Origin of the sequence: Oceanobacillus senegalensis (genome assembly GCF_900176885.1) — a bacterium.
In the GTDB taxonomy this organism is placed as follows: domain Bacteria; phylum Bacillota; class Bacilli; order Bacillales; family Amphibacillaceae; genus Oceanobacillus; species Oceanobacillus senegalensis.
Map to the genome: position 1 here is coordinate 3,795,376 of NZ_LT839648.1, position 12,517 is coordinate 3,807,892.

Sequence of the window (12,517 nt, forward strand, 5' to 3'; positions counted from 1 at the left end):
AATAGTAGCAAGGATAAAATACAGGGTTGATGGCAAAATAAAAGAAAAGTGCAGATTAAAAGGAGGGATTCTCATGCATACGATGTGGAAGGGAACCATTAGCTTTGGTCTTGTCAATATCCCTGTAAAAATGCATGCGGCTACCGAATCGAAGGATGTTAGGCTAAGAAAATTGCATAAAGAATGTAAATCACCCGTGAAATATGAAAAGGTTTGTCCTGTATGTGAGCGAGAGATCGAAGCAGAAGAAATTGTAAAAGGGTATGAATATGCAAAAAATAAATTTGTGATTTTGGATGAAGAAGATTTAAAGGCGCTGAAAAAGGAACAGGAGGATCGAGCGGTTGAAATTGTTGATTTTGTGCAATTAGAGGACATCGATCCGATCTATTTTGAAAAAAGCTATTACTTATCCCCAAATGAAGGTGGCGGAAAGGCTTATAGTTTATTGCGAGGGGCTCTCAAAGATACAGGTAAAATCGGAATAGCCAAAATGATGATTCGCTCGAAGGAACAACTCGCCGTAATCCGTGTTTACGAAAATGTCCTCGTTGTCGAAACGATTCATTTCCCAGATGAAGTCCGAAAAGTAGAAGATGTGCCTAATGTTCCTGAGGAAACCGAAATCGCTAAAAAGGAATTGGACACAGCGAAAATGCTTATTGAACAACTAACAGCAGAGTTCGATCCTGAAAAATATAAGGATGAATACCGAACAGCACTGCTCGATTTAATTGAAGAGAAGAAAAACAATGAAGAAACGGCTACAGCGAAAGACAAGCCTGTACCGGATAATGTCACCAATCTAATGGATGCACTTCAGGCCTCCCTAGACCGAGCGAAAAACGACAAACCAAAACCAAGACAGCCAAAGAAAAAAACAAAAAACATCAAAAAGAAACGTGCAACATCTTAAGTTGGTATGAGAAGGTAAAGGACTGAACGTATAAGTGGAGAATCACGCTTAGTTATAGAGAAATTTTATCGTTTTTAGGAGAGAAGACTCCCATTTCCATTTTGTGCAGGGAGTAGCCCCAACATAATGAGTAGTTCAATTGCGAGGCTGGGACATAACGAAAGTGTTTAACCAAAAGACGAACAATGCACCCACTTAGCGGAGGAAATATACGTAGACTCCTGTGGGATGATAGGCCTAGGTGAGACGCCGTAGTGCGATTAATGAGCAAAGGCTAAGACCGCCACGTCCTGTGGCAACGCCTTCATGACCAACATCGTGTTGGCCTGAAGGTGGCTCATCAGCCGCCCACGGAAAGCGAAGTATATTTCCGGAGCGGTTTTCGCGCCAATCATGTTCAGATTTCTGATGGGAAAATACTTTTTCCCAGTCTCGTTTTTTATGACCTTATTTCAAGGTATAAACACAAACCAATTTGTATTCTAAAACCTCTAAAATCCCTAGGATAGATAGTATCTATGTTAATATAATAGTAGAAATTTTAAAAAAACGTAAGCAAAGAAAAAACTATAAGGGAGAACGTATCATGACCAAACATCGAATTTATACAATGAGTTTTGCTAGTGTCTATCCTCATTATATTAAAAAAGCGGAGAGAAAAGGACGTACGAAAACAGAAGTCGATGAAATCATCCGTTGGTTGACAGGGTATAGCCAGGAAGAGTTGGAAGCCCAATTGGAAAAACAAATAGACTTTGAAACCTTCTTTGCGGAAGCTCCCCAACTGAATCCATCAAGGACGTTGATCAAAGGTGTGATTTGCGGTGTCCGGGTGGAGACAATAGAAGAACCAACGATGCAAGACATTCGCTATTTGGATAAGCTAATCGATGAGCTAGCAAAAGGAAAGGCGATGGAGAAGATTTTGCGTACTCCTGATTAAGCCAACCACAGAAAGCAAGTATACTTCTAGAGTAGCTTGAAATCCCAAATATGTTAGCTTAGCGTTGAAAAGATAAAAATAGAAGGAGGTATGGACGGTAGAATGATTCCAAAGGTTGACGAATTTATAAGGAAAGCAGGAGAGTGGCAGAAGGAATTTGAGAAACTAAGACGGATTTTACTTGATTGTGGACTTACAGAAGAATGGAAGTGGAATCTGCCTTGTTACACGTTTCAGAACAGTAATATAGCGATTATACAAGGGTTTAAAAACTATGGTGCTCTAATGTTTTTCAAGGGGGTCTTATTAAAGGATCCCAAAGGTATTCTCATTCAACCTGGGGAGAATTCTCAGGCGCAACGCCAGATTCGATTCAGCAATGTTCAAGAAATCGATGAGATGGAAGACAGCTTGAGGGCCTATATCTTAGAAGCCATCGAAGTTGAAAAAGCTGGTTTGCAAGTGAATTTTAAAGAAACGAAAGAATATAATATTCCAGAAGAACTTCAACATAAGTTTGATGAAATCCCTGCCTTGAAAGCGGCTTTTGAAGCATTGACGCCAGGACGCCAAAGAGGATACCTTATTTATTTTTCTAAAGCCAAACAATCAAAAACTCGTGTATCAAGGATTGAAAAATATATGCAGCATATTTTGGATGGAAGGGGTTTAAAGGATTAATCGGGATGCTAAGTAACCTTTAGTAGCGTAAAGAAAAAGCGAATGGTTTATGTACTAGTCGTTTTACTGGTTATTTTTTCCAATATTAATTACAGTTTTATCTCTTTTTTTCGCTTCTTTTACAGCTAGTTAACAAATTAATGAAGATAAAACATTTGTAGTGTATTTTTAAGAAAATAGGAGTAAAGTGTATAGTACAAGAAATGTAAATTGTACGAAGAGGTGAGGGAAATGAAGAGGAATCCTTTTTTTGATAATGCTAAATTGCTTTTCATTTTTTTAGTCGTATTTGGTCATATGATTCAGCCGTTCACATCTGACTCGAACGGTGTTAATACACTATACTTATGGATTTATACCTTTCATATGCCAGCATTTATTATGCTTTCCGGCTTTTTTGCAAAGGGAGCAGGTGACAAAGATTATATTCTTAAGCTTGCGAAAAAACTGCTTATACCTTACCTAATCTTTCAGGGTATCTATACCGGCTATTATTTTCTTATTGGAAATGAAAGCTGGCAGGCGGGAATATTTTATCCGCATTGGTCACTCTGGTTCTTATTTAGCTTGTTCAGTTGGCATATTTTATTAATTATATTTAAAAAAATACCTGCAACTTATGGTTTGACGATATCGATTTTGATAGGCATTTTTGTTGGTTATATTGGAGACATTGGACATACCTTTAGTTTGTCGCGTACCTTCGTATTTTTCCCATTCTTTTTAGCGGGATATTGGTTAACAGAAAAGCAAGTAATGAAGGTGAAGCGACCTTGGGTAAAAGCGGCATCCATTGTTGTTATGCTACTATTGGCAGTTTCCCTCTATATAGCGCCTGAAATTAATACGGGATGGTTACTTGCATCCAAATCGTATATTGATTTAGGGATGGCAGAGTACGGTGGAATTGCAAGATTGTTAGTCTATATAACAGCAGCAGCCATGACGGTTAGTGTTTTAGCTTGGGTACCTAAGCAAAATATGGGTTGGTTGACAAGTTTAGGAACAAGAACCCTTTATGTCTATCTATTGCACGGGTTTTTCATCCAGCTTTTCCGTCATTACGAATTATTCGCTGTAAATTCTATTATCGATTTACTCGGATTGGCGGCCCTTTCAGCAGCCATTGTCATTTTACTTTCAAGTAAACCTATATTAGGAATCTCCCAACCATTTATTGAAGGGAAATTATCGATTCTTAAGAAAGGATTACAACAACGAAAGGAAAGACATTTGAATTAAGGATATAAAGAAATTAGCACAGAAGATGAATTTCCATCTTCTGTGCTTTTATTTCGTTATGATAAGGAATTTTTCCATCGTTTTTGGAGTAGTGATGAGGCTTTATGGTAAATAGCGGAGGATAAAGAAACCCCACCTAACATATCGCCTAATGGCAAACATGTTAGGTGGGGTTTTGCTTAAAAAATAATATGTGCAATCAAGGTAATAATTGGCAATGTGATAATGGTACGTAAAAGAAAGATGATGACTAATTCAAAAAATGTAACAGGTATTTTGGAGCCGAGTAGTAATCCCCCGACTTCCGACATATAAATAAGCTGTGTAACGGATAGAGCTGCAATGATGAATCGTGTGATTTCTGCTTCGATTCCGGATCCAATGATGGCAGGCAGAAACATATCGGCAAATCCTATTAAGATCGTTTCTGATGCTTCTTTTGCATATGGTACTTGCATCCATTCTAGGAGCGGAATAAAAGGTGTACCAATCCATTGGAAGAAAGGTGTGTATTCCGCAATAATCAAGGCAACTAGGCCAAATGCCATCACGACAGGGGCGACCCCCATCCACATATCTAGAATATTTTGTGCCCCTTCTTTGAAAAAGCGATACACACTGGATTCTTTTCTTGCACGTGTTAAAGCATTTTTATAACTATAGGATAGAACGCTTTCCCCTTCAGGAATGAATTCATTATCTTCCTTCTTTTCATCGTTCCAGTAGGTGTCAGGCTTCTTGGATAATGGTGGGATCCGCGGCATAATGAGTGCAGCAACGAATCCAGCAATAAGAATCGTGATATAAAACGGTAGAAACATGTGTGGAAGCCCTACTTCAGCAAGTACAATGAGTGAAAATGTAATGGACACAATCGAGAAGGTGGTTCCAATGACCGTTGCTTCCCGTTTTGTATAAAATCCATCCTCATATTGCTTACTCGTTAAAAGAACCCCAATCGTTCCGTCACCAATCCAAGAAGCTAAGGCATCGACAGACGAGCGACCCGGTAATTTGAATAAGGGACGCATCACCTTTGTCATAAGTGCTCCGGTAAACTCTAGCAAGCCAAAGTTCATGAGCAGTGGTAAGAAAAGACCTGCAAATAGGAAAATAGAAAATAAGACATGCAAGAGGTCATCAAGAAGCAGTTGACCTGTGTTTGCGCCATGAATAGCTTCAGGTCCCATGCGGAAAAATACCATTACCGCAAAAATCGCTGCAAGCACCCTTGTGAACGTCCAAAACCAATTCGTCTGGAATAGACCATGGAAAAAAGGGGTCTTACGAAATGTTTCTGGCCCTCCTAGTTTAGCTATGACGGTAAATAGCGCAGTAATCACTATAATAACCATCATAATTGCTGAAAGCTGATCGGCAAGCAACGCCTGAACCTTACCAGCAAAAAGGGCAATCGGTATAGTCAACCCATCATTGGTTTGAATAGGAATAACAAATAAAAAGATACCAATTAATGATGGAATAATAAATTTTAATTGATCGCTCCATGTGAAATTTTTCATAACTCTTATAAATCCTTTCTAGTTTGAGAAAAATAATGTCCTTGAAAATATCGTGACAAATCACGAACTCCCTAAATAAACACATCGTATAATTATACATTAGTGTGTAATAATATTCAACACTTTCCATTCTTCGCGTTGTAAAAAGTAAGAATAATCAATTATAGTAGAAGTAAGAGGATAAGGAAACATTAATAGTATGAAGTTTTTTCTAAAGTTTATCCGCAGCTATGCACTATGATGAGGTGTATTCATTGAGGAAACGACTGAAATATAATTTGTTCTATCGAGTTTTCGTTATTGTTTGGATGGTTCTAAAGTTTATTTTCAAAATTTATATTTTCCAAATGCGGCATTCGATATGGGATGAGAGAACAAAGGCAAAGTGGCAGAATCTACTTGTGAAAATGGCCAAGGAATATCGCTTGAGGGCGGAAAGGCTTGGTGGAGTTTTAATCAAAGTTGGTCAGTTTTTAAGTACGAGAACCGATTTTTTACCAGATGTATTTATTAAGGAATTAACGGAGCTCGTCGACCATGTTCCTCCCATGCCATACGATTATGCCAAGGAAGTGTTGGAGGAAGAATGGGGGACGAGCTTAGATAATTATTTAAAGGCGATTAGAAAAGAATCCATTGCCTCTGCATCGATAGGAGAAGTCTATCGAGCCATGTTGAAGGATGGAACGAATGTTGCTATCAAGGTCCGAAGATATCGAATTGAAGAGGTCTTTCATAAGGACTTTATTGCACTACGAGTGGTGTTTTGGATTTTAAAGGCATTCACAGGTTTTGGAAAAAAGGCTGATTTAAGTGCCCTATATAAAGAACTCATTACCGTCATGGATAGGGAGCTATATTTTGAAAAGGAACTAGAATTTGGAAACTATTTCAAGGAGCGTTATCGCGATTATCCGGATATTTATATTCCTACCTACCATGAAGCGTTGAGTACAAATAAAGTGCTTGTCATGGAATGGGTGGAGGGAGCGAAAATAACGGATATAGAATTTTTAAAAAGACATGGGATTGATATAGAACAAACAACGAAGATTCTCTTTGATTTCTATGCCGATCAATTTTTAAATCCAGGAATGTTCCATGCAGATCCGCATGCTGGCAATATCCTGATTCAGCGAAATGGGCAAATTGCTATCATTGATTTCGGGATGATAGGGGAGATTAAACCTAAGGATATCGAGCAATTTAAAGTTTTGGTACAAGGGTTTATTATCGAAAATTACAATATGGTTGTTGATGCGTTAGATAAGATGAACTTTCTATTACCAAATGCGGATAAGCGGAAGTTGAAAAAGATGATTGAAGAAACGGTTGATATGTATTCGAATGGTTCGTTGAGAAATCTAGACACGGATGCTATGGAGCAGGTCAGTGAAGAGGTTAATATGATATTTAGAGACCAGGCCATTCAGTTACCAGCCGATTATGCTTACCTGATTCGTGCCGTATCCATTGTGGTGGGAGTCATTTTCACGATTAATCCTCATTTAGATATTATTAAATGGGCAAAACCGAAAATCACGGAATGGTTTGGAAGAAGAAGTATTGTTGAATCCGTAACAAAGCAATATGCGAAAAATGCCGCAGAACCATTATTATCCTATCCCAGGGCTTTGCTTAACTTTTTAGAGAGTGGGGAAAAAGATAGAAAGTGGGATAAGAAGAAGCATTATATTAATCTGAGGCATCAATTTTATTTACTTTTAGAGGTCTTTTCCTTTATCTTAATAATTATAGGGATTGTTTTTTTCTTATATGGTCTAAGAATTGGAAGCGGAGGATTAGGAATAATAGGATTAGTAGTCATTGGTATTTTTATTATTATCATTACTATCCTGCTCATTTTGCATTACCGGATGATACGTCAAAGACGAAATTAGGAGGTGTTTTTGTGAGTGATTATTTGAAAAAAGGTTTTCTATTGGGAATTGGGGCAGCTGTAAGTGGTAAGGAAAAGCTTGAGCAAAAGCTAAAGGATCTTGTGGAAAGAAATGAAATTACACGAGAACAAGCAAAAAATATGATGGACGATTTTATTACAAAAGGTGAGACTAAGAATCAAGAATGGTCCGATAAACAAAAAGGACAAATGAAGAAAATGGCGGAAGATTACGGTCTAGCCACCAAAGAAGAAGTGGAAGAATTGAGACGACGTATTATTGAACTAGAAGATAAAATGTCAACCACCAATTTAACAGAAGAGTAATGGTTAGGGGTACCATGCTAATGCATGTGTACTCCTTTTCTATTGTAATAAGTTTGTTGTCAGTACAAACAATTGTCAATAAATTCGGCCAATTTTGTAATTGGTGTTGATTTTTAGGAAGGATGTAGTAAAATGAATAGAAAAAACTGATGATTCGAGTCGAATTTAATTGGGGGCTTATAGTGTGTTAATTGGCTTTTGGCAGATGTGCGAAGAGGTAAATGAACAGCTCGGGAGAAAGTTAAGTAAAGAGGAATTTAAATTTTTAAAATGGATGTATGCTTGCTATTTACATGAAAATCAAGAGAAAATAATGAAAAATGTTCAAAATCATAATCATCTCTAACTGTCTATTTTTATTTACGCTTTTTTACCTTGGGGGGGGCGTCTCAAGGGCTATTTGTATTTAAGCGCTTTTTAATCATGGACAAAAATTTATGCTATCCATCATTCGTGCTATAATGTGACTTAGTAAATATTTGAATAAAGGAGCAATCATGATGGCGGTGGCAAATGAAACAATCATTAAGAAAATGCTTCATGAACTATATGAAGCGAAGGAAAAGCAGCACAGTCAGGAAAAAATGATAAAGCACATCGCGAATGTGAAATTGCTTTGTGATTTGTTTTTAGACAACGATAATAAGGAAGTTGTTTCGGAAAAATCCAATAAAGATGGATTTACAAATCAGGAGTTAATTGCGATGATTGGTGAACAGGAAAAAATTCAAGAAATAAAACAGACGAAACAACAAAAGAAGGCAGCATTTGATCATGATGAGGCAAATGGCGCTTCTATTTTTGACTTTTAGAACTGGTTGAACGGATTTTTTGAAATTCCTGTATAGAGAAGGGAGTAGGAGAAATGAAAGTATTTATCATCATAGCGGCAATCAATGGTTTTATTGCTGTTGCATTAGGAGCATTTGGTGCCCATGGATTAGAGGGGAAATTAACAGAAAAACAGCTAGGTACTTGGGAAACTGCGGTCCAATATCAAATGTTTCATACCGTGGCTCTTCTTGTTACCGGATTAATCCTGGCTAAATTCGAGAGCAGTGCATTAACATGGGCAGGGTGGATGTTCTTCATTGGTATCATTATCTTTTCAGGCAGTTTATATGCCTATTCCGTAACTGGTATTAAGACTTTTGGTATGATTACACCAATTGGTGGTGTCGCCTTTTTAGCTGGATGGGTATTACTATGTGTTAGTGTATTTAGAAACTTATAAGCAGCGTTTCCTTTATAATTTAAAAAATAGATAAATGGTAAATATAACAAGGATAAGTGCACGAGCGAACTGTTTTCCAGCATGTGGTGTATTTCCTGTTTGTAGATGGATGAGTGCATCACAACATAAGCTTACAGACAAGAGTAAGAATGTGAATAGGAGGAGAAAAACGTATCCTTTTATTAACGCAAAGACGCCAAATAGAACGACAATTCCAAGTGTGACAATCTCGATTAGTGCAAATCTTTCGTGCGGATGTCTCATAAAATCGCTCCTTACATAGCAATCATTAGGATAAAAATGAAGTCACGAACTCGTCCGATTATTTATGCCTTCTAAAGGCTATTGGTTGGTTAAATAGATAACAAGTTTGATAGAAAAGGATGACACAGGATTATCGTGTCATCCTTTTCTATATGAGTTATCTTGGAGGGTAAGTAGATAGTTGTTGTTGTGAACCTGTTGCAAATGGATATTGATAGTTAATTTCCTCGTCAAAGGTTACATAGTCAAGATATACCATAAGTAATAGATAACGTTTACCAGTATTTGGATCACTTAAAATGATATGATCGCGACCAGCAGCTTCAATGATTCCGGTAAATGTTTTAGCGTTCCATTGTGAGTTATTCTCAAAGGTCATATAAACTGTAACGTGCTTTCCTTTATTTAAACGTAGGATATTTTCAATGTAGGATTGTTGGAGTGGTAACATGCCTGGAACGTCTGAAACAGCCTGTTGTTGAGTAGGTTGCTGTGTTTGCTGAGGCTGGAACGGTATTTGTTGTTGAGTAGGAAATCCTTGAAATTGTTGTTGTGTCGGGAATTGCCTCATTCCATAAGCTGGGTAAAAGTAGTACGGATAACCTGGATAGCCATTTCCATACGCTTGATTTTCATTTTTCTCGGACATAAAATATTCCTCCTCCTTAAATTGGTGCCTGGTACCTCCCGATGTTTGCCGGATGTTGTCGATGAACGGGAAAGCTTCTCCATACAGTATTTTATTTTTAGACTGCTGGGCAGTCGATCTGCATAGCAACGTACGGTGCTTTTCCAATTGTATAAGGGACGTTCCTTTTAGGTATTTATGATTTCGTTTTATCGTTAGGAACGTTTCCTCATTTCTGCCCAAATCTAAGATGCTAGACTCAATAATTATATGTATGTAAATACCTAGAAAATGATGACAGAAATCTAGAAATTCGTTGTGAGGGATTTAGGCTAGTTATCTTAATAAGGGAGGAAGGGAACTGGTATGCTATATATCTAGATGGAATCGCGCCTATCCATCATTGGCTATGAAAAATAATGGCACTCCTCTTTTAATGGAGTGCCGTTATTTTCTAATACAGAATGTTGTCACGATGATTATAATGCAAAATAGGTTGCTACATCTTCTTTTGGCATGTAATTTCCAATCATGAAGTCGCCAAATTCGCCATAGACTGCAGTTACATCATCGAATCGCATTTCATAAACAATTTTTTTGAACTGTAATGGGTCATGTGCAAATAATGACACGCCCCATTCGTACTCATCAAGACCAATGGAACCTGTAATAATTTCTTTTACTTTACCAGCGTATTTACGGCCGGTCATGCCATGCTCATAAAGAAGTTTCGTTCTTTCCTCTTTAGAAATAGCAAACCAGTTCGCATCCTTCCAGCGGCGACGAGCCATTGGGTAGAAACAAGCATGTTCCCACTTAGGGATGATAGGGTTTAAACGTGCTTTCGTTCGTGGATCTAACTCACGATCTCTTCCTTCATCCATTGGGTTATGTAATGTCATTTCAACGATAGAAACATAGGAATAACCAGGAATGAGGTAATCACCAATTTTAGATTTATTTAATTCACGTTGAATTTCTTCTAATTCCTCCATTGTCGGGCGGAAGAAAATGAACATTAGATCTGCTTTATTTCCGACAACTTTATACATTGCCTGACTACCTTTTTCAGCTTCTTCCACGGATTCCCATTTTTCGATAATCGCCTTGAATTCTTCTACCGCTTCCTTACGCTGCTCTTCTGCTGCCATTTTCCAAGATGCCCAATCGAAAATACGTGTATCATGAAGGGCACACCAGCCATCCATTGTTACAACTGCTTCTGCTGACATTCATCTCGCTCCTTTAACATTTTTAAGTATCATGTCCCGATTTAGCGAACTCTTTGGTCGCTGTCCGGGTGATTTCACTTTGGTAATGATATGTTAACTATAGCATAATTGGGTACCCTATTCATGTGAATGGGGTATCAATACCAGTGATTTTAATGGATTGTCAATTCTTTGTCAAAATTTGTATAAAGTGGAAGGTAAATTCTTTAAATGATGATTTAATTGCTATATTATGGGTATGTTAATAGAAAAATGGAGGTTTTTAACTTGAGTAATTTATTTGACCAGCTTAGAGATAAAATCTCTGGAAAAAATAAACGAATTGTTTTTCCTGAAGGTTTAGATGAACGGATTTTAACTGCGGCTAGTAAGTTAAGTGCAGATGGGGTTGTTTCACCGATATTAATTGGAAATAAAGGAGACGTTGAGCAAAAGGCAAATGAAGTAGGCGCGGATATTGCTAAATGTGAAATCTTAGATCCAAATGATTATGCCGAATTTGAAGAAATGGTTCAATCCTTTGTGGAACGTCGGAAAGGGAAAGCAACGGAAGAAAAGGCACGTGACATTCTACTTGACGGAAACTACTTTGGAACCATGCTTGTATATCTGGATAAAGCAGATGGTCTTGTAAGTGGGGCAGCGCATTCTACTGCAGATACGGTACGCCCAGCTTTGCAAATTATTAAGACAAATGAACGGGTGAAAAAGACTTCCGGTGTGTTCATTATGGTTCGAGATGATGAAAAGTATGTGTTTGCGGATTGTGCCATCAACATTTCACCAGACAGCCAGGACTTAGCAGAAATTGCAGCGGAAAGTGCGGTCACAGCGAAATTATTTGATGTAGACCCAAGAATTGCGATGCTAAGCTTTTCTACCAAAGGTTCTGCCAAATCAGCCGAAACGGAAAAAGTAGAAGAAGCGCTGAAACTAGCAAAAGAAAAAGATTCTTCACTTGTGATCGATGGGGAATTCCAATTTGATGCAGCGATTGTTCCAAGTGTTGCACAGAAAAAAGCGCCAGATTCTGTTATCAAAGGGGATGCAAATGTATTTATCTTCCCAAGCCTAGAAGCTGGGAACATTGGATACAAAATTGCACAGCGTCTAGGTAACTTTGAAGCAGTAGGCCCAATCCTACAAGGCTTAAACAAACCAGTGAATGACCTATCACGCGGATGTGACTCAGAGGATGTTTATAATTTAGCATTAATTACTGCAGTACAGGCAGTAGAAGAATAAGATTGTTATGTACCCGGTAATAAAAAAGCTTGCAGCGACATTTTACATAATGCTGCAAGCTTTTTTAGGTTATAGGGAGGAGCTGATAAATTTGAAGGAACGCCGATAAATGGGTAGGAGTGCTGATAAATAGGGAGGAAAGCTGATAAAGGGGTAGGAGTGCCGATAAACTGTAGGGAACGCCGATAAACTGGAAGGAACGCTGATAAATCGGAAGGAACGCCGATAAACTGTAGGGAACGCCGATAAACTGTAGGGAACGCCGATAAACTGTAAGGAACGCCGATAAACTGGAGGGAACGCCGATAAACTGGAGGGAACGCCGATAAACTGGAGGGAACGCCGATAAACTGGAGGGAACGCCGATAAACTGTAAGGAACG

16 protein-coding genes are annotated in these 12,517 nt (G+C 38.1%); 10 read left to right on the top strand and 6 right to left on the bottom strand.

All coding sequences use genetic code 11. The features are described from left to right. Nucleotides 1-73: 73 nt before the first annotated feature. Nucleotides 74-916 carry a non-homologous end joining protein Ku gene (ku, locus tag CAO17_RS18280; RefSeq protein WP_085993990.1) on the top strand — a complete coding sequence of 281 codons (843 nt, stop codon included), beginning with the start codon at nucleotides 74-76 and terminating at the stop codon, nucleotides 914-916. Nucleotides 917-1,176: 260 nt separating this feature from the next. On the opposite strand, the gene CAO17_RS21975 is transcribed toward ku, so the two are convergent. Then, complete coding sequence (locus CAO17_RS21975; protein WP_281252948.1) at nucleotides 1,177-1,311, bottom strand: hypothetical protein; 135 nt, start codon at nucleotides 1,309-1,311, stop codon at nucleotides 1,177-1,179. Between the two features lie 191 nt (nucleotides 1,312-1,502). Between CAO17_RS21975 and CAO17_RS18285 the strand changes: the two genes are divergently transcribed. The 3 genes from CAO17_RS18285 to CAO17_RS18295 all read left to right on the top strand — a co-directional run bounded on the left by CAO17_RS18285 (nucleotide 1,503) and on the right by CAO17_RS18295 (nucleotide 3,782). After that, nucleotides 1,503-1,859 (top strand): DUF2200 domain-containing protein, encoded by a 357-nt coding sequence (locus CAO17_RS18285; RefSeq protein ID WP_085993991.1) that lies wholly within the window; start codon nucleotides 1,503-1,505, stop codon nucleotides 1,857-1,859. 90 nt (nucleotides 1,860-1,949) lie between these two features. Continuing rightward, on the top strand, nucleotides 1,950-2,540 hold the full coding sequence (locus tag CAO17_RS18290; protein WP_085993992.1) for a YdeI/OmpD-associated family protein: 591 nt from the start codon (nucleotides 1,950-1,952) through the stop codon (nucleotides 2,538-2,540). 231 nt (nucleotides 2,541-2,771) lie between these two features. After that, entirely contained in the window at nucleotides 2,772-3,782 is a 1,011-nt protein-coding gene (locus tag CAO17_RS18295; RefSeq protein ID WP_085993993.1) for an acyltransferase family protein, read from the top strand. A gap of 179 nt (nucleotides 3,783-3,961) precedes the next feature. Here the strand turns inward: CAO17_RS18295 and CAO17_RS18300 are convergent, their stop codons facing one another. Continuing rightward, the gene (locus CAO17_RS18300; RefSeq protein ID WP_085993994.1) at nucleotides 3,962-5,305 is read right to left on the bottom strand and encodes a YjiH family protein; all 1,344 of its coding nucleotides are present in this window, start codon (nucleotides 5,303-5,305) and stop codon (nucleotides 3,962-3,964) included. Nucleotides 5,306-5,559: 254 nt separating this feature from the next. On the opposite strand from CAO17_RS18300, the gene CAO17_RS18305 reads away from it, so the two are divergent. The 5 genes from CAO17_RS18305 to CAO17_RS18320 all read left to right on the top strand — a co-directional run bounded on the left by CAO17_RS18305 (nucleotide 5,560) and on the right by CAO17_RS18320 (nucleotide 8,766). After that, nucleotides 5,560-7,206: an ABC1 kinase family protein gene (locus CAO17_RS18305; protein ID WP_085993995.1), complete on the top strand. Its 1,647-nt coding sequence runs from the start codon at nucleotides 5,560-5,562 to the stop codon at nucleotides 7,204-7,206. Nucleotides 7,207-7,217: 11 nt separating this feature from the next. Next, on the top strand, nucleotides 7,218-7,532 hold the full coding sequence (locus CAO17_RS18310; protein ID WP_085993996.1) for a phasin family protein: 315 nt from the start codon (nucleotides 7,218-7,220) through the stop codon (nucleotides 7,530-7,532). Nucleotides 7,533-7,716: 184 nt separating this feature from the next. Continuing rightward, entirely contained in the window at nucleotides 7,717-7,878 is a 162-nt protein-coding gene (locus tag CAO17_RS21165) for a hypothetical protein (protein WP_179151984.1), read from the top strand. A 154-nt stretch (nucleotides 7,879-8,032) separates the two neighbouring features. Beyond that, complete coding sequence (locus tag CAO17_RS18315; protein WP_085993997.1) at nucleotides 8,033-8,344, top strand: YwdI family protein; 312 nt, start codon at nucleotides 8,033-8,035, stop codon at nucleotides 8,342-8,344. A gap of 53 nt (nucleotides 8,345-8,397) precedes the next feature. Further along, a complete protein-coding gene (locus tag CAO17_RS18320) occupies nucleotides 8,398-8,766 on the top strand; it encodes a DUF423 domain-containing protein (RefSeq protein WP_085993998.1) in 369 nt (122 codons plus the stop codon). Nucleotides 8,767-8,778: 12 nt separating this feature from the next. On the opposite strand, the gene CAO17_RS18325 is transcribed toward CAO17_RS18320, so the two are convergent. From CAO17_RS18325 to hemQ, 3 genes are all read right to left on the bottom strand, one after another. Next, nucleotides 8,779-9,030 carry a hypothetical protein gene (locus tag CAO17_RS18325; RefSeq protein ID WP_085993999.1) on the bottom strand — a complete coding sequence of 84 codons (252 nt, stop codon included), beginning with the start codon at nucleotides 9,028-9,030 and terminating at the stop codon, nucleotides 8,779-8,781. Between the two features lie 157 nt (nucleotides 9,031-9,187). Beyond that, nucleotides 9,188-9,679: a spore coat protein GerQ gene (gene gerQ, locus CAO17_RS18330; protein WP_085994000.1), complete on the bottom strand. Its 492-nt coding sequence runs from the start codon at nucleotides 9,677-9,679 to the stop codon at nucleotides 9,188-9,190. A 458-nt stretch (nucleotides 9,680-10,137) separates the two neighbouring features. Beyond that, nucleotides 10,138-10,890 (bottom strand): hydrogen peroxide-dependent heme synthase, encoded by a 753-nt coding sequence (hemQ, locus tag CAO17_RS18335; RefSeq protein WP_085994001.1) that lies wholly within the window; start codon nucleotides 10,888-10,890, stop codon nucleotides 10,138-10,140. Nucleotides 10,891-11,157: 267 nt separating this feature from the next. Here hemQ and pta point away from each other — a divergent pair, with 267 nt between their 5' ends. Further along, nucleotides 11,158-12,135 (top strand): phosphate acetyltransferase, encoded by a 978-nt coding sequence (pta, locus tag CAO17_RS18340; protein ID WP_179151985.1) that lies wholly within the window; start codon nucleotides 11,158-11,160, stop codon nucleotides 12,133-12,135. A 5-nt stretch (nucleotides 12,136-12,140) separates the two neighbouring features. Here pta and CAO17_RS21475 read toward each other — a convergent pair. Continuing rightward, on the bottom strand, nucleotides 12,141-12,517 hold a 377-nt coding region (locus tag CAO17_RS21475), incomplete at its 5' end, for a hypothetical protein (RefSeq protein ID WP_218775576.1).